We start from the raw sequence: 17,798 nt of genomic DNA, 5'->3' as shown, positions 1-17,798 counted from the left end.
AGGAGTTGGTACAATGAGTCTTATTCCTATGGTTGTTGAACAAGAGGCACGTGGGGAACGCTCTTACGACATCTACTCGCGTCTACTTAAGGACCGCATTATCTTCATCGGGACTGCCATTGATGATGATGTGGCTAATTTGGTCATTGCCCAGCTGCTTTTTTTATCTGCTCAGGATCCCGAAAAGGATATCCACTTATATATCAACTCACCAGGTGGATCTGTAACAGCTGGAATGGGTATCTTCGATACCATGCAATTTATTAAACCGGATGTATCTACGATTTGTGTAGGTATGGCCGCAAGTATGGGGTCTTTGCTGTTAACAGCAGGCGCCAAAGGCAAGCGATACGCGCTGCCGAATGCTGAAGTTATGATTCACCAACCGCTCGGCGGTGTAAGAGGTCAAGCGACCGATATTAAGATTCACGCGGATTGGATTATCAAAACGAAACAAAAACTCAACCAGATTTATGTGGATCGAACGGGACAGCCGCTTGAAAAGATCGAAAGAGACACCGACCGAGATAACTTTATGAGCGCTGATGAAGCGAAGGCATACGGGTTAATCGACGAGGTTATCACTCGAAACGACTTGAAATAAAGGAGTGATCCCATGTTTAAATTTAACGATGAAAAAGGCCAACTCAAATGTTCCTTTTGTGGAAAATCCCAAGACCAAGTTCGCAAACTAGTTGCAGGTCCGGGAGTTTACATTTGTGATGAATGTATAGAGCTTTGCACGGAGATTGTGGAAGAAGAACTAGGTCACGAGGAAGAACTGGATCTGAAGGATGTTCCGAAACCGAAGGAAATCCGCAATATTTTGGACCAGTATGTCATCGGGCAGGAACAAGCTAAGAAATCGCTTGCGGTAGCGGTGTATAACCACTACAAGCGTATCAATTCGCAAAACAAACTAGAAGATGTTGAACTTCAAAAAAGTAACATCGTTCTTCTAGGACCAACAGGAAGCGGTAAAACACTTCTTGCACAAACGCTTGCCAAAATCCTGAATGTTCCATTCGCAATCGCGGATGCAACTTCATTGACAGAAGCAGGGTATGTTGGTGAAGATGTTGAGAACATTTTGCTCAAACTTATTCAAGCTGCAGATTACGATGTGGAAAAAGCAGAACGCGGCATTATCTACATCGATGAGATCGATAAAGTAGCGCGCAAATCCGAGAACCCGTCCATTACAAGAGACGTTTCTGGTGAAGGCGTTCAGCAAGCTTTGCTCAAAATTCTTGAAGGCACGGTTGCCTCGGTTCCTCCGCAAGGCGGACGTAAGCACCCGCACCAAGAGTTTATTCAAATCGACACAACCAACATTCTGTTTATTTGCGGCGGAGCATTCGATGGTCTTGAGCAAATTATCAAACGCAGAATCGGTAAAAAAGTGATTGGCTTCAGCACAGACGGAGCTAAAGTAGATTTGAAACCAGGCGAGTACCTGTCCATGGTACTTCCAGAAGACCTGCTTAGATTCGGATTGATTCCTGAATTCGTAGGCCGTCTGCCGGTTATCTCTACCCTAGAGCCGCTGGATGAAGCAGCGCTTGTTCGTATTCTTTCCGAGCCGAAAAATGCGCTTGTGAAACAATACCAGAAGATGCTTGAGATGGATAACGTTTCACTCGAATTCGACGCGGAGGCGCTTGACGCCATTGCCAAAGAAGCGATTAAACGGAATACCGGTGCTCGTGGTCTGAGAGCAATCATTGAAAGCATTATGCTTGACGTGATGTTTGAAGTCCCTTCAAGAACCGATGTCTCTACTTGTGTAGTCTCCAAGGAGACTGTTCAGAACAAGATCACGCCTGTGCTGACGACGAAAGACGGCTCACAAGCGGCAAGTAAGAAAAAAGAAGAAAGTGCATAACCCATAATTTCATTAACGAACACACAGCCTCCAATCCGGTTTCCTTATGTAGGAAATTGGAGCGGAGGATGTTTGGTGTCATGGGGAGAGAAACCATAATGTTCCATAGAAAAGACACGCGGCCCGTTCGAGTAGGCGATTTGACAATCGGCGGCAGCAATGAAGTCATCATGCAAAGCATGTGTACGACGAAAACAGCGGATGTAAAAGCCACCGTTGCTGAAATTCTTCGTCTGGAAGAAGCAGGCTGTCAACTGGTTCGCGTAACCGTGAACAACAAGGAAGCAGCTGAAGCGATTAAAGAAATTAAGAAACAGATCCATATTCCACTAGTTTCTGATATCCATTTTGACCATCGTTTAGCGCTTGCTGCGATTGAGAATGGGATCGATAAAGTGCGGATTAATCCAGGCAATATCGGCCGCCGCGAGAAGGTTGAAGCTGTTGTTAAGGCCTGTAAAGATCGCGGGATTCCAATTCGCATCGGTGTGAATGCAGGTTCGCTTGAGAACCATCTTCTAGAGAAGTATGGTTATCCGACGCCGGAAGCTATGGTGGAAAGTGCCTTATTTCATATCAACATTCTAGAAGAATTAGATTTTCATGATATTATCGTCTCTCTCAAAGCTTCTGATGTACCGATGGCGATTGCCGCCTATTCACAAGCTGCGAAAGCATTTAACTACCCTCTTCATCTTGGTATTACCGAAGCGGGAACGCTCTTTACGGGCGCAGTGAAAAGTGCCGCGGGTATTGGAACGCTTCTCAACATGGGAATCGGGAACACCCTTCGTATTTCGCTTAGCGCGGATCCGGTTGAAGAGATTAAGGTTGCGCGTGAGCTTCTCAAAACGTTCGGGTTAATTACGAACGCAGCTACGCTCGTATCTTGCCCAACGTGCGGCCGCCTTGACATTGATCTATTCTCGATCGCTAATGAGGTGGAGGACTACATTGCCAAGATTAAGGTGCCAATCAAAGTATCTGTCTTAGGTTGTGCTGTGAACGGGCCTGGAGAGGCTCGTGAGGCAGATATTGGTATTGCAGGTGCTCGTGGTGAAGGTATGCTGTTCCGCTACGGAGAAATGATCCGTAAAGTGCCGGAAGCTGAGCTTCTCAATGAACTGAAGAAAGAAATTGACATCATTGTCAAAGCCTATGAAGAAACAGGTGTTATTCCTGGTCGTAAGCACTAATTTTTCTTTCACATAAACAAAGCCGTTAGGAAGCCCATTAGGGTATCTTAACGGCTTTTTTGTTATTCAGCGCACGCATATTTGCAGCTCAAGAGAAGCATAATGAGAGAACTGGAAAGCTTGCTCAAAAATGCGTAAGTTTTACTAAGGGTGAAGGAGAATGACCATGATTTTGTTAAAAAAAAGCTCCGCAACGCGCCGGATTTCCCTGGCGGTTACTATGGGGATTTCGCTGCTCCTGCTGCCAGTACATTCTGGTGCCGCTGATTACCTGATCCCGAGTCAGCCTGTCGTCGAGACAAAGACGAAAAAGGTAGCCATTGTCATCGATGACTTCGGCAACAATATGGACGGCACAACAGAAATGTTGAATTTACCCATCCCCTTCACAGTGGCTGTGATGCCGTTTCTGCCCTCAACCAAACAGGACGCTCAACTAGCCCATGACAAGGGCCATGAGGTTATTTTACACCTCCCAATGGAGCCTGTGCGCGGTAAGAAGAGTTGGCTTGGCCCGGGAGCCATTACAACGGACTTATCCAGCGAGGAAATTCATAAGCGAATCGTGGCAGCAATCGAGGATGTCCCTTATGCAATAGGCATCAATAATCATATGGGCTCTAAAGCTACTGCGGATGAGAGAGTCATGACAATTCTCGTTGATATTTGCAAAGAGAAGAATCTCATTCTACTGGACAGTCGCACGACGCCGCATAGCCTGATCGGGAAATTAGCGGGACAGAAGGGCGTTCCGTTTTCAGAAAATCAGCTATTTTTTGATGACCTCTATACCTACAGCCACATTAGCAAGCAGATGGTGAAATTTAAGAAATTTGTGAAAGACAGAGACCTGGTCATTGCGATTGGCCATGTTGGCCCGCCTGGGAAGAAAACAGCTCAAGTCATTAAAGAAGCCATTCCTACGATTCAAAGGGAAGCAACCTTCGTTCCACTTTCGCAAACGGTGAATCTTAATGTGAAGTAGAGGGTTCATGAACCATCCCAAAGTATTCATCCACAGCACGGGCGACGGCATCTGCGAGTTTGGCTTGATGATGAGAGCTATTCAGCAGCTTGCGGTCGGATTTATTGGAAATAAAGCCGAACTCCACGATGACAGATGGGCATTTGGTATTTCTGAGCACATAATATTTTTTCCCGAGAATAGGCAGTTCCTTTGAGCCGTACACACGATTAAGTGAGGTTTGCAGCAGATTGGCAAGCAGAATACTTTCGGATCGATTTTGGTGAAAAACAAGAGGTCCTCGTCGATCTGGTTTGCCTGACCAATTAATATGCATGCTTAGCATCATTTTTGGCTTAATCGTGTTGGCTATTCCGGATCGCTGTGCCAGATCTTTGCGATGTCTTCCTCCAAAGGACCATTTATTATCTTGGCTTAAGGCATAATCATCGGTTCGGTTGATAATGACACGGTAGCCTTTTTTCTGAAGCAGCTTGTACGTTTTCTTAGAGATTTCTAAGTTCATATCTTTTTCTTGATATTTGCCGTGTTTAGCTCCAGAGTCAACGCCGCCATGGCCTACGTCAATGATGATATCGGCATAAGGCAGCAGGGGATTTCCTGCATAGGCGTAGGCATCAGAGCCGGCTGCTGCCAGGAGGCAAAGAAAAAGTAGGACAATTGTCAATAAGCGCTTCAAAATGCCACATCCTTTTGCATGAAAGGTCATCTCTTATCCTTCTTCATAAAGGGAGCTAACATACGTCATTCAAAAGTTTGCATGGATTGGATTAACCTTCTTTTACACGGGAATAATGGAAGTTATCGCTAAGGTTTACGAACGTTACGAACGTTTTGCCAAAGCAAAGATGAACTTACGGATGCCGTTTTGCAAAAGGCAAAACGCTAAGGAGGTATGACAAATGAGTCTAAGTATTATTTTAATGGTAATTCAAGTGTTTTTTGCGGTTGTTATCGGGCTGTATTTCTGGAATTTGCTGCGCAACCAACAGACGAATCGTTCTGCTGTCGATAGAGAATCCAGAAAAGAATTGGAGAAGCTCAGAAAGCTTAGATCCATTTCACTGACAAAGCCGTTATCGGAGAAAACAAGACCTTCCTCTATGCAGGATATTGTTGGTCAAGTTGAAGGCTTGAAAGCTTTGAAGGCTGCTCTGTGTGGTGCTAATCCTCAACACGTACTAATTTATGGCCCTCCGGGTGTCGGAAAAACCGCTGCTGCCCGCGTCGTACTGGAGGAAGCTAAGAAAAATCAAGAATCTCCTTTCCGCCCAGATTCCAAGTTCACGGAGATCGATGCAACAACGGCTCGCTTCGATGAGCGTGGAATTGCCGATCCACTGATCGGTTCTGTTCACGATCCCATTTATCAAGGTGCAGGCGCAATGGGGGTTGCGGGGATTCCTCAGCCGAAGCCAGGTGCTGTGACTAAGGCGCATGGAGGCATTCTGTTCATCGATGAAATCGGTGAATTGCACCCAACGCAAATGAACAAATTATTAAAAGTGCTGGAAGACCGTAAAGTATTTCTTGAGAGTGCGTACTACAGCTCCGAGGATACGAATATTCCAGGCTATATTCATGATATATTTCAGAATGGCCTTCCTGCGGATTTCCGTTTAGTGGGGGCTACGACTCGTACGCCGAGCGAGATTCCACCAGCTATTCGTTCACGGTGTTTGGAAATCTTTTTCCGCCCTCTTTTGCCTGAAGAAGTAGGAGAGATTGCACGTAAAGCTTTGGATAAGATTGGTTTTAAAAAATGCGAAGCTGCCGTTGGGGTTGTCATGAGATATGCAACGAACGGTAGGGAAGCTGTGAATGTTATTCAACTTGCTGCTGGTATCGCTTTATCGGATAAAAGAGATGAAATTACGGCCTCCGACATAGAATGGGTTGTAAATTCATCACAAATTCCTCCCAGACCTGAACGCAAAGTCCCTGCCCAGCCGCAAATTGGATTTGTTAATGGGTTAGCCGTTTATGGCCCTAATTTGGGTACTCTACTAGAAATTGAAGTATCCGCAATTCCGGTTGCTGCCGCAGGTACAGGGAAATTCAACATCACAGGTGTGGTGGATGAAGAAGAAATGGGAGGAGGATCACGGACGATTCGTCGAAAAAGTATGGCTCGCGGCTCAGTGGAAAATGTACTGACAGTCCTTCGCAAGCTCGGATTTAACACATCCGATTATGATCTGCATATTAATTTCCCTGGTGGTGTGCCGATCGATGGGCCTTCTGCCGGTATTTCAATGGCAACAGCTATCGCATCTGCGATACATAGGATTCCAGTCGATAACAAACTGGCCATGACGGGTGAAATGAGCATACATGGCAAAGTCAAACCTGTAGGCGGCGTAGTCGCGAAAGTTGAAGCAGCGTTCCAAGCTGGGGCGACCAAAGTGATCATCCCTAAAGAAAATTGGCAGGAGATGTTCGCTGATTTACCTGGTGTTGAGGTCGTTGCCGCGGAGTCCATAGAGGAAGTATTGAGTGTCTCGCTGGGAATTGAGCTTCATGACAATGTGATTCCTTTGCCGTTTGCCGCAGAAAGAACACTTGCTTCATCGACTTTACCGATTCTGCATGCGAATTCACAGCATACGATTGATTCCTAATGCCAAGTTGCCATTACCTTACATGCTGCGTCAGGTGCCAATTGGTGTTTTCTGTGCAGTTTTGATAAAATGTAAAGGGCAACGGATGAATACAATAATGAGAGACTTTGAGCAAGGCTCAAAGCTCCCTATATATGGAGGTGCAGAGGATGGGACCCGGAAAAATCAAGGTGCGCAGATTGCCGCTATTGCCTCTAAGGGGACTGCTGGTTTATCCGAGCATGGTTCTACATCTGGATGTAGGGCGGGAAAAGTCGGTTAAAGCATTAGAGCGGGCAATGGTGGATGACAGCATGATACTCCTCTGCTCTCAATCTGAGATCAACATCGAAGAGCCTTCCAAAGAAGATATTTATCGCATCGGGACGATAGCTAAGGTGCGGCAAATGCTGAAACTGCCGAATGGAACTATTCGTGTGTTAGTAGAAGGCGTGTTGCGTGCTGAGATTGTAGAGTACCTCGTGAATGATGAATACTATGAAGTTACGGCGAGAGAGCTGCCTGAGCAGGAAATAACGGATCCAGAAATTGATGCGCTGATGCGTACCGTTCTGAACCAATTCGAGCATTATATCAATTTATCCAAAAAGGTGACACCAGAGACGCTTGCGGCTGTATCGGATATCGATGAGCCTGGACGTTTAGCTGACGTCATTTGCAGTCATTTGTCGCTCAAAATCAAGGATAAGCAGGACATTCTGGAGACCGTGGATGTGCGTGAACGGCTCGAGAAAATGCTTAACATTCTCAATAATGAGCGAGAAGTGCTTGAGCTGGAGCGCAAAATCAGCCAACGCGTCAAAAAGCAGATGGAAAAGACGCAGAAGGAATATTACCTTCGCGAGCAGATGAAAGCGATCCAGAAGGAGCTTGGCGATAAGGAAGGCCGTGCAGGCGAAGTCGATGAATTGCGGAGCCAGTTAGCCGAAGCTGAGCTGCCTGAGAAGGTGCGCGAGAAGGTCGAGAAAGAAATCGATCGTCTGGAGAAAATGCCTTCAACCTCCGCAGAGGGTGGCGTCATTCGCAATTACATCGATTGGCTGCTCGGACTACCTTGGTCCAAATCGACCGAGGATGACCTTGATTTGAATATCGCGGAAGAAATCCTTAACGAAGATCATTTCGGACTTGAGAAACCGAAGGAACGCGTGCTGGAGTACTTGGCTGTACAGAAGCTGGTTAAGAAGCTGAAAGGTCCTATTCTTTGTCTGGTAGGTCCGCCAGGGGTCGGTAAAACGTCCATCGCCCGCTCGATCGCAAGATCCATGGGCAGACAGTTTATCCGGATCTCGCTCGGTGGTGTGAGAGATGAAGCGGAGATCCGCGGCCATCGTCGCACGTATGTTGGAGCTATGCCCGGCAGGATCATCCAAGGGATGAAAAATGCAGGAGCCAATAATCCCGTTTTCTTATTAGACGAAATCGATAAAATGGCCATGGACTTCCGCGGCGATCCCGCGTCGGCACTGCTGGAAGTTCTGGATCCCGAACAAAATAGCACTTTTAGTGATCATTTCATTGAAGTTCCGTTTGACTTGTCCAATGTCATGTTCGTTACAACCGCTAATGCCGTTCACAATATTCCGCGTCCTTTGCTAGATCGGATGGAGGTTCTCTACATCCCTGGCTACACGGAAATTGAGAAAATGCAGATAGCTAAGAAATATTTGCTGCCTAAGCAAAAGCGAGATCATGGTTTAGAGGAAGATCAGCTCGTAGTTGATGACTCTGCTTTGATGAAAATCGTGCGTGATTACACACGAGAAGCCGGCGTTCGTAATTTAGAGCAGCAAGTTGCTGGGATGAACCGAAAAGCAGCCAAGAAAATCGTATCCGACCCATCTACGCCGGTGCATGTAACGGAAGAGAACCTGAAGGACTACCTGGGTCCTATTAAGTTCCGATACAATGTAGCTGAAGAGAAGGATCAAATCGGGGCGGTCACAGGGCTTGCATGGACAGAAGTCGGTGGAGATACGCTGGTCATTGAAGTGACGGTGATGCAAGGCACAGGCAAGCTGACACTGACAGGTAAGCTCGGAGATGTCATGAAGGAATCTGCACAAGCGGCGTTCAGTTATACGCGAACACGTGCTGATGTGCTTGGGATTGCTCCAGACTTCCACGAGAAGAACGACATCCATATCCACATTCCAGAGGGAGCGATACCGAAAGACGGTCCTTCCGCTGGGATAACGATGGCAACGGCCTTGATTTCGGCTTTGACGAATATCCCGGTTTCCCGTTCGGTAGCGATGACAGGCGAGATTACACTTCGCGGCCGCGTATTGCCAATCGGTGGACTGAAAGAAAAGGCGCTAGCTGCACATCGTGCTGGTATTCGTACCATCCTGCTGCCTCAGGACAATGAGAAAGATATCGTCGAAATTCCAGAAAGTGTCCGCGAAGAGATGACCTTTATACCGGTCAGCCATATGGATCAAGTGCTCGAACATGCACTTGTGAAGAACAGGCCACCAGCTCACGTCGGATAACCATAGAAAGTAGTTGAACATTCTTGAAAGTCAATCAAGCTGAGTTTGTAATCAGTGCGGTTGGACCTAGCCAATATCCAGAGGATGCCTTGCCGGAGATAGCTCTGGCAGGGCGTTCTAATGTCGGGAAATCCTCGCTTATTAACTGCTTGATCTCCCGCAAGAATTTGGCCAGAACCAGCTCCCAACCGGGTAAAACCCAAACACTGAACTATTATAAAGTGAATCAGGACTTATATTTTGTAGATCTTCCCGGTTATGGTTATGCGAAAGTATCCAAAACAAAACGGGAGCAGTGGGGAAAATTCATTGAGAGTTACTTAATGAACCGTGAAACATTGCGTCTCGTCATGCAATTGGTGGATTTAAGACATCCGCCATCCAAGGATGATCAAGCGATGTACGAGTGGCTAAGACATAATGATGTGCCTGTTCTCGTGGTTGCGACGAAGGCGGACAAGATCCCCAGAAGCCAATGGCCCAAACATTTGAAAATCGTGCGAGAAACACTAGGGATGGATAAAGGTGTTCAGCCATTGATGTTCTCTTCCGAGCTTGGACTTGGGAAGGACGAGTTGTGGGGGATTCTGGAGCAAGCTATGGCCTATGGAGAACCCGAAGCGGAAGCAGCTGAAGACGTAACGGAAACAATTGAAACAACCGAAGTAACTAAGTAAGCAAGAGCCGTCCTGATTCAAAGGGCGGTTTTTGTGTATTTAAGAGCAAGATGCCAAAAGAGAGAGGAAATCAAAAAGAAGTGCACGGGAAAGTGAGGTTTCCTAGGGAAATTTTACTGGCATTCCGTAATTCCTTGGTTTTTTCAGAATATTTGGCGGATTATCATGAATTGCACGCAGGAATATTAATGCCGCTTGTAGTATAATAATAAACAAGGTTATTGTTCATTGCTTGAAAACAAAGAATCGAGGGATTTTTATGGCACAAAGGTTAGCGACTGAATATGTCAAGACCTGCCTCCAGTTAACAGAAGCCGAGATGTTCAGATTTTTTCAAATGTTCGTGGACCATCAAGTGACTTTGCAAGTGAAGGTTTTGGAAAATGGCAATCAAGAGGTTGTTTTTCAAGATGGTGCAGGTCAAGAAATCGTCCTTTCATTTGAGAAGAAATCGGGCCTATATGAATGTACAGGATCCTGCAGATTAAGTAATACTTTACTGGCTAATTTAATGCGAAAAGCTGTATCAGAGTTCAAAGGAAGCGCGACGGTAAACCGAATTTATTCTAGCTATACGATGGTTTACTATTATGAGCGCGGCACGGTTGTGAAGATCGAGGAAGTTAAAGGGCAATTGATTACCGTCATTTATGAGTTCAGAGATACCATTGGTCTCATGCAGGAAATGTTCCAAAAGAGAGAAGTCGAACAAGAGATCGAAATGATCTACGACCAAATTAATCATCTTCTCGACTTGCGCAACATGGTGCAGGATCAAGGAGAACATCAACAGATCGACACTCGCCTCAATGAGCTCACACATCGTTTGTTTATTCTGGAGGCTTAACGACCACATATACATGCAAATGGAAGACCCGAAAGGGTCTTTTTTGTGTCCAAATTACGACTTTTTAATTAAAATGAACAAGTTAATCGTCTTCTACATAGATTAGTTATTGCTTGCTTGGATGAGAAGGCCATTGGCAAAAAAAACTATTGCAATTCTCGTCGATAGATGTTATTTTTATTCTCGTTGAAACAATATAGGAACCAGGATTCACTCAGGACATTGAATGTTGCGAGAGATAATACCCTCGGGAAGTGAATGACGTAGGTCCTAGCGGATGAAATTTTTTTCAGACATTTTATTCCTAGGAAGGGGGAACCGAAAGATGGAAACTGAATACTCAACTTTCGGAAGACACGTTGCTGTAGATACTTGGGGGGTAGATTTCGAACTTCTGAACAATGCAGATTGGCTGCAAGCTCAGATGGTAGAAGCTGCCGAGGTATGCGGAGCAACCGTACTATCTGTACAATCCAAGCAATTTGAACCACAAGGAGCAACTGTACTTGTTATGTTGTCCGAGAGTCATCTCTCCATTCACACTTATCCTGAGAGAGGTTTTGCCGCGCTTGACTGTTATACATGCGGTGAGACAGTGGACCCTCAATTAGCAATTGATTTTATGGTATCCGTATTGAAACCAGAAACATTCCATGCGAAGAAGTTAATTCGTGGAATGGGTGAATTGCAAGTAGAAACTCCAGAAATTAAGCTAGCAGAGCTTGTGAAATAAGGTTCTGCACATAACAATAACGATGACCACGGAGAAATCCGTGGTTATTTGTTTGTCCTTGTTCCCATACAATGTTATTGCGACACATGCGCTACATGTCCAATAAGGGAAGCGGGGATATCACACAGTGAGACGAAAAATAACCAGAAAAGCAATTTTGTACAGTCTTGTTCTTTTTCTCATAATCTGGCCCATCTATCAGCTGTCTCAAATGCTTGGCCATCATAAAGAAGAACACGACGCATCCCATCTGTTGTATCAAGTTTCGTTATTCCAGATGGAACTACTAATGAGCTACCTGGAAGAAGCCGCGCAAAGCAAAACGACAGATGAATTGGATGGCAGCCAGCAAGCTTTATACTCCGCAGGTTACACACATGAACGACTTGTACTAGCGGCAGGAGGATCGGATTATCTGACTCCCATGTCCAGTATGATGCAGTTATCCCAGTACCTGCAGCGTCTTCAGATTGGCGGCGAGCGGGCGCTAAAACCCGATGAACTGCAAACCCTGAAGGAAGCCGGGCTGCAATATAAAAGCATGTATGAGGTTTATGAGAAAATCATGGCATCCAATGGGGATATTGTTTCTTCCCAGAACACGAAACTGGCAGAGCTAGATAGCAATTTAACGGCTTTTCTTCGCAAAAAACTGCTGCAATAAATGGGCTTCTTGCCAATTCAGGTATAGCGGGGCCGAATGCTGTTAAAACTAACGAGCATAGCGAAGCATTCATAATTTATTCAAATATTTTGTCGGATTGAATAGTTTGCTGTGCTATAATGTTCATAGAAAATGAAAGAAAGGCAGGTGGTACATTTGCATATTGTAACAGTTGGTCTAAATTATCGGACAGCTCCAGTTGAAATCCGTGAGAAGTTTGCTTTTTCTGAACAAGATTTGCCAATCGCATTGGCTGAATTGAAAGAAACAAAAAGCATCCTAGAGTGTGTAATTGTCGCCACCTGCAATCGCACGGAAATTTACGCCGTTGTGGATCGACCACAGATGTGCAGTCATTATTTAACACATTTTATTGAGCGGTGGTTCCAAGTTCCCAAGGCTCAGTTTCAGAAACATTTATATATGCATGAAAATGAGAAGGCGATTGAACATTTATTCCGTGTAACTAGCGGTTTAGATTCTATGGTGATAGGGGAAACCCAAATTCTAGGACAGGTCAAAGATGCTTTTTTATCGTCTCAAAAAATGAAAGCGACGGGTTCGTATTTCAACACGCTGTTTAAGCAGTCTGTCACACTTGCCAAAAAGGCGCATTCCGAAACGGGCATTAGCAATAATCCGGTTTCTGTTTCCTATGCTGCAGTGGAACTCGGTAAGCGAATTTTTGGTTCATATAACAATAAGACAGTTATGATCATCGGTGCTGGGAAGATGAGCGAGTTAACCGTTAAGCACTTGTATGCGAACGGAGCTAACAAAGTTATCGTTGTTAACCGCACGTTCGAGCGCGCAGCAGAATTAGCTGACAAATTCAATGGCATTCCATGTACCATGGACAAAATGGCTTCGTATTTGCCAGAGGTAGACATTATTATCAGCTCAACAGGAGCTCCGGGGTATGTCCTAACCAAAAATGACATTCAGTCTTATGTTCAAAAGAGAAAATCGCGTCCGCTGTTCATGATGGATATTGCAGTGCCTCGTGATTTGGATCCGCAAATTAGCGAGCTGCCGAATGTGTTCCTGTATGATATCGATGATCTGGAGCATATCGTGGATAAGCATTTGCAGGAGAGAAAGCGAGAAGCCGCCAAGATTGAGACGATGATTGAATCGGAAATCGGTGTGTTTGAACAATGGACAAAAACACTTGGCGTAAGTCCCGTTATTAACGCTCTTCAGGCGAAAGCGAGCCAGATTCACGAAGAGACGATGGATAGCATGCTGAATAAGCTGCCTGATCTCGATGAGCGTGAAATAAAAGTAATTCGCAAATTAACCAAAAGCATCGTGAACCAAGTGCTGCGCGACCCGATCCTGCGTATTAAAGAAATGGCAGGAGAACGCCATGGGGAAGAAGCGCTCGAGCTATTCACGAAATTATTTGCCCTAGAAGAGACATTAGAACAACAAGAGCAAGCCAATCAGTTAGCACAAGAGCTGGAAGCTGGACAGAAAGCTCAAGAAACGAAACAGCTTCTGGAAGAGAAGCTGTCCGTGCGCGGCTTACAAACCGCGGATATTCTGGCAAAATCTTGAGAATAAAGGCGCTAATCGCCTAGGAGAGGTGCCATGGTAACTAGTAGCTGGTTGTTTGATGCGATGATTTATATGTATGCCCTGAGCCTATTGTTTTACTTTTCGGATTTCGCGAATGCGAGCCGAAGCGCGAAACGGATGGGGACGGGGCTCCTTTTATTTGTATGGGTTCTGCAGACTGTGTACCTAGGCATTAATCTATACGGCCATTTGACAGAATGGGCCTTTGCTAGAAGCGACGTCTTGTTTATGTTTTCATGGTTGATAGTGACAATTTCCTTACTGGTCAACCGATTTTTCCGAATCGAATTGTTCGTGTTTTTTGTGAACGTTCTTGGCTTTGCGATCCTCGCTCTGAACATATTTGGAAACCCGCACGTTATGCCAATTAAAGCCGGTTGGGACATCAACGACGAGCTATTATTTATACATATTACCCTGGCGATTGGCAGCTACGCGGCATTTTCCATTGCAGCTATATTCTCATGCATGTATGTGTTTTTGCACAATATGTTAAAGGCTAAGAAGTTTTCCCAAACGGTGATGCGATTGCCTTCGCTTGAGAAGATTGAGCATTATACGTATTTTTCCGTTATCATTGGGGCTCCTTTGCTTCTAATGGCGTTAAGTCTTGGCGTGGTCTGGGTTGTTCTAGAGGGAAATCATAATTTACTTTATGATCCGAAGGTTATCAATTCATTTTTTGTTTTGGCCGCCTATGCGTTCTATTTATTTCAACAGAAGTCGATGCGGATATCCGGCTACAAATTAGCCGCTTGGAACCTTGCAGCTTTTTTCATTGTCGTGCTGAACTTTGTTGTTTCCAATCTCGTTTCCGGATTTCATGACTGGATATGGAGCTAATATGGAGCTAACGAATATGAAGTATCCTTATCCAATTATGGTGAATCTCGCAGGCAGGAAATGCCTGGTAGTTGGCGGTGGGCCAATTGCTGAGCGCAAGGTGATCTCCCTGCTCGAAGCGGGGGCTCACGTAACGCTCATCAGCACGGAATTCACAGAGGGAATAGCTGAATTAGCGAATAACTCGGAAGTAGTTCTGCACAGGCAGACGTTTCATCCGTCTATGATGGCGGTGGACGAATTAATGCCTTACACCCTAGTAGTAGCAGCTACGAATAGCGCTGAGGTGAACGCACAGGTCTATGAGTTTGCAACCGCTCAGGGAAAATTGGTCAACGTGGTGGATCAGCCTGAACTTAGCTCGTATATACAGCCTTCTGTTGTAAGAAGAGGGAAACTGGTTATTGCCGTATCAACTGGGGGAGCAAGTCCTTCTGCAGCGCGCAAAATCGCCCGAGAGCTTGATAACAAATATGGTGAGGAGTACGCCATTTATCTGGATTTCCTTAGTGAAGTGCGTCATCTTGTTCAAAGCAAAATAGCAGATAAACAAGCCAGACAGCGGATGTTCAAAGAAATGCTGGATTGGGATGTGCTGGACAAGATACGCGATGGTTCGTTCGATCATTGGAAGGACAAGCTTTGCTTGGCTATAGAGAGAGGACCTTGGCCGACTGGACCAGCAGGTCAAGTGGAAACAGACCGGCCTTCTTGGTCAGCGATTACAGATTTCGGACAGCGAGTTTAGGAGGCGGGTAGAGATGAGAACGATTATTGTAGGTACTAGACAAAGCGCATTAGCCTTAACGCAAACGGGGCAAGCGGTAGAGCTCTTAAAGCAGCTAGCTGCGGAGCACGGGATTGAGTGTCAATTTGAAATTAAGAAAATTGTCACGAAGGGCGACCGCATTCTGGACGTAACCCTATCCAAGGTAGGCGGTAAAGGGCTGTTCGTCAAGGAGATCGAACAGGCACTCGTAGACGGCGATATCGACATGGCCGTTCACAGCATGAAAGATATGCCCTTCGAGCTTCCAGAAGGGCTCGTGGTTGGAGCGATACCGAAGCGTGAGGACCCGCGCGATGCGCTCATCACACGCGGATATGGCTCCCTCCAAGAGCTGCCGCAAGGCGCTCTTGTGGGTACCAGCTCGCTGCGCCGTGCCAGCCAGCTGCAGCATCTCCGCCCGGACCTCCGCATCGAGTCGGTCCGTGGAAACATTGATTCGAGGCTGCGCAAGCTCGATGAAGAGAACTTCGATGCGATTATGTTGGCCGCAGCCGGTTTGCACCGGATCGGCTGGCAGGATCGCATCAGCGCGTACTTGCCGCCCGAAGAGTGCCTCCCTGCCGTAGGGCAGGGGGCGCTCTGCATCGAGTGCCGGGGCGGCGATGCCTTCATGCTGGACTTGCTGGGCAAGTTCCAGCATGAGCCTACTGCGCTCGCGGTGCGAGCGGAGCGGGCTTTCCTTGGCAGACTCAACGGAGGCTGCCAGGTGCCGCTCGGCGCTTACGCGAGCGTAAGCGAGGAAGGCAGCGGTTCTGAAGCGCCGCTGCTCACGCTGACTGGCATGGTCGGAACGCCGGATGGCGTGACCATGCTGAAAGAAACGGCTTCCGGGCGTGATCCGGAAGCGCTTGGCGAGCTTATTGCGAACAAGCTCGTTGAACAGGGCGCTGAACGTATCCTAGCTGAGGTAAGGGAGTGAGCCACTTGAACAAGGGAAGAGTTTATCTCGTCGGCGCGGGTCCTGGCGACCCTAAGCTGATCTCAGTTCGTGGTTTGGAAGCTATTCAGAAAGCAGATGTCATTGTATATGATCGTCTGGCGAATCCTCGATTACTAAAGCATCGCAGACCGGACGCTGAGCTGATCTTTGTCGGCAAGCTCCCGGACAAGCATATTTTAAAGCAAGAAGAAATCAATCATTTGCTTGTAGATCTAGCTTTGCAAGGCAAAGTCGTAACGCGTCTAAAGGGCGGCGATCCCAGCGTCTTCGGACGTGTAGGCGAGGAAGCGGAACTGCTCGCAGAGCACGATGTGACTTTCGACATCATTCCGGGCATTACGTCATCGATTGCCGTTCCAGCTTATGCGGGAATTCCGGTAACACATCGTAATTTCACGTCGTCTTTCGCGATTATTACAGGTCACGAGTATCCCAATAAAACGTACTCCGGACTGGACTGGGAGAATCTGGCCAAAGCTATCGGCACGATGGTCTTCCTAATGGGTGTTGCGAATATCGAACAAATCAGCCGCGAATTAATACGCTGCGGCAAACCTCCAGAAACGCCTGTTGCTTTGGTTAGATGGGGCACTTGGGCAGACCAGGCAACCATCACAGGAACGCTCTCCGACATTACAGAGAAGGTGAGAGAAGCTGAATTCAAATCACCGGCTGTCATTATTGTCGGTGAGGTTGTCAAGCTGCGCGAGAAGCTGGCTTGGGTCGAGAAGAAGCCGCTGTTTGGTCGCCGAATTCTGGTGACCCGCGCTAGAAGCCAGGCGAGTGAGCTGGTTGATCTGATCGATGATTTCGGCGGAGAAGCTGTTGAGTTCCCTGTGATCAGGCTGCAGCCGCCAAGTCAGCCGGAAGCTCAACAAGCTTTGGATGAAGCCTTAGATAAACTGCCTACTTACGATTGGATTTTATTGACTAGTGTGAACGGGGTGGAGTTTTTCTTCAATCGTTTGCGCCAGCGAGGGATCGATGTTCGCAGCATGGGGAATGCCCGAATTGCAGCAGTTGGCCCCAAAACGGCTGAGGCGCTTGCTGAGCGAGGTATTATCGCTGATGTACTTCCGAGCAAATACCAAGGGGAAGGCATGCTGGAGGCCATTCAAGGCGATCTGAGAGCGGGTCAGAAGGTCCTTTTACCTACAGCTGATTTGGCGCGTGATTATTTACCCGCTAAGCTGCGGGAGCTTGGTTTGCAAGTTACCGAAGTTGATGTGTATGAGAATGTACTCACCACAGACGACGGGGACGAAGTCATTCATTTGCTTCAAAATCAGAGCATTCATATTATTACTTTTACGAGCTCATCCACCGTTACGAATCTGATTGAAGCCTTGAAGCAGCTCGGAATTGAAGAACCTTTATCCCTGCTGCAAGGTGTTGAAATTGCTTGTATCGGACCCAAAACCGCAGAAACGGTACGTCAATATGGACTGCCGATTACGTATATGGCCGAAGAGGCCACTGTTCGTTCACTTGTTCAAAGCATGATTCAACCTAAATAAATGGCATTAAATAAGGAGGCGGAA

At 46.6% G+C, this 17,798-nt stretch carries 16 protein-coding genes; 15 read left to right on the top strand and 1 reads right to left on the bottom strand.

The annotated features are described in order from the left end of the window. Positions 1–13: 13 nt before the first annotated feature. From clpP to GQF01_RS28030, 4 genes are all read left to right on the top strand, one after another. Entirely contained in the window at positions 14–604 is a 591-nt protein-coding gene (gene clpP / locus GQF01_RS28045; protein ID WP_145661597.1) for an ATP-dependent Clp endopeptidase proteolytic subunit ClpP, read from the top strand. A 12-nt stretch (positions 605–616) separates the two neighbouring features. Then, entirely contained in the window at positions 617–1,885 is a 1,269-nt protein-coding gene (gene clpX / locus GQF01_RS28040) for an ATP-dependent protease ATP-binding subunit ClpX (protein ID WP_161410252.1), read from the top strand. A 98-nt stretch (positions 1,886–1,983) separates the two neighbouring features. Then, complete coding sequence (gene ispG, locus GQF01_RS28035) at positions 1,984–3,081, top strand: flavodoxin-dependent (E)-4-hydroxy-3-methylbut-2-enyl-diphosphate synthase (RefSeq protein ID WP_161410251.1); 1,098 nt, start codon at positions 1,984–1,986, stop codon at positions 3,079–3,081. 166 nt (positions 3,082–3,247) lie between these two features. Next, positions 3,248–4,066 carry a divergent polysaccharide deacetylase family protein gene (locus GQF01_RS28030; protein WP_407945431.1) on the top strand — a complete coding sequence of 273 codons (819 nt, stop codon included), beginning with the start codon at positions 3,248–3,250 and terminating at the stop codon, positions 4,064–4,066. On the opposite strand, the gene GQF01_RS28025 is transcribed toward GQF01_RS28030, so the two are convergent. After that, the gene (locus GQF01_RS28025; protein ID WP_161410249.1) at positions 4,053–4,745 is read right to left on the bottom strand and encodes an N-acetylmuramoyl-L-alanine amidase family protein; all 693 of its coding nucleotides are present in this window, start codon (positions 4,743–4,745) and stop codon (positions 4,053–4,055) included. The two genes, GQF01_RS28030 and GQF01_RS28025, sit on opposite strands and share 14 nt — an antisense overlap. A 223-nt stretch (positions 4,746–4,968) precedes the next feature. Between GQF01_RS28025 and lonB the strand changes: the two genes are divergently transcribed. The 11 genes from lonB (at position 4,969) to cobA (ending at position 17,774) form a co-directional block, all read left to right on the top strand. Then, positions 4,969–6,687 carry an ATP-dependent protease LonB gene (gene lonB, locus GQF01_RS28020; RefSeq protein ID WP_161410248.1) on the top strand — a complete coding sequence of 573 codons (1,719 nt, stop codon included), beginning with the start codon at positions 4,969–4,971 and terminating at the stop codon, positions 6,685–6,687. 149 nt (positions 6,688–6,836) lie between these two features. Further along, positions 6,837–9,182 (top strand): endopeptidase La, encoded by a 2,346-nt coding sequence (gene lon, locus GQF01_RS28015; protein ID WP_161410247.1) that lies wholly within the window; start codon positions 6,837–6,839, stop codon positions 9,180–9,182. A 23-nt stretch (positions 9,183–9,205) separates the two neighbouring features. Beyond that, positions 9,206–9,859 carry a ribosome biogenesis GTP-binding protein YihA/YsxC gene (gene yihA / locus GQF01_RS28010; RefSeq protein ID WP_161410246.1) on the top strand — a complete coding sequence of 218 codons (654 nt, stop codon included), beginning with the start codon at positions 9,206–9,208 and terminating at the stop codon, positions 9,857–9,859. A gap of 259 nt (positions 9,860–10,118) precedes the next feature. Continuing rightward, positions 10,119–10,706 (top strand): non-ribosomal peptide synthetase module, encoded by a 588-nt coding sequence (locus tag GQF01_RS28005; protein ID WP_127455281.1) that lies wholly within the window; start codon positions 10,119–10,121, stop codon positions 10,704–10,706. A 325-nt stretch (positions 10,707–11,031) separates the two neighbouring features. Next, entirely contained in the window at positions 11,032–11,439 is a 408-nt protein-coding gene (gene speD, locus GQF01_RS28000; RefSeq protein ID WP_161410245.1) for an adenosylmethionine decarboxylase, read from the top strand. A 127-nt stretch (positions 11,440–11,566) separates the two neighbouring features. After that, positions 11,567–12,103 (top strand): S-adenosylmethionine decarboxylase, encoded by a 537-nt coding sequence (locus GQF01_RS27995; protein WP_161410244.1) that lies wholly within the window; start codon positions 11,567–11,569, stop codon positions 12,101–12,103. Between the two features lie 156 nt (positions 12,104–12,259). Further along, positions 12,260–13,663 carry a glutamyl-tRNA reductase gene (gene hemA / locus GQF01_RS27990; RefSeq protein ID WP_161410355.1) on the top strand — a complete coding sequence of 468 codons (1,404 nt, stop codon included), beginning with the start codon at positions 12,260–12,262 and terminating at the stop codon, positions 13,661–13,663. Positions 13,664–13,696: 33 nt separating this feature from the next. Next, the gene (locus GQF01_RS27985) at positions 13,697–14,527 is read left to right on the top strand and encodes a cytochrome C assembly family protein (RefSeq protein ID WP_161410243.1); all 831 of its coding nucleotides are present in this window, start codon (positions 13,697–13,699) and stop codon (positions 14,525–14,527) included. 16 nt (positions 14,528–14,543) lie between these two features. Further along, positions 14,544–15,275 (top strand): precorrin-2 dehydrogenase/sirohydrochlorin ferrochelatase family protein, encoded by a 732-nt coding sequence (locus GQF01_RS27980; protein ID WP_161410242.1) that lies wholly within the window; start codon positions 14,544–14,546, stop codon positions 15,273–15,275. Between the two features lie 13 nt (positions 15,276–15,288). Continuing rightward, complete coding sequence (gene hemC, locus GQF01_RS27975) at positions 15,289–16,236, top strand: hydroxymethylbilane synthase (RefSeq protein ID WP_161410241.1); 948 nt, start codon at positions 15,289–15,291, stop codon at positions 16,234–16,236. 5 nt (positions 16,237–16,241) lie between these two features. Next, positions 16,242–17,774: a uroporphyrinogen-III C-methyltransferase gene (gene cobA, locus GQF01_RS27970; protein ID WP_161410240.1), complete on the top strand. Its 1,533-nt coding sequence runs from the start codon at positions 16,242–16,244 to the stop codon at positions 17,772–17,774. The last annotated feature ends 24 nt before the right edge of the window (positions 17,775–17,798 follow it).

Source organism: Paenibacillus silvestris (genome assembly GCF_009882985.1).
Classification (GTDB): domain Bacteria; phylum Bacillota; class Bacilli; order Paenibacillales; family NBRC-103111; genus Paenibacillus_E; species Paenibacillus_E silvestris.
The sequence above is the reverse complement of the archived record's forward strand: the minus strand, read 5'-3'. Positions and strand labels throughout refer to the sequence as shown.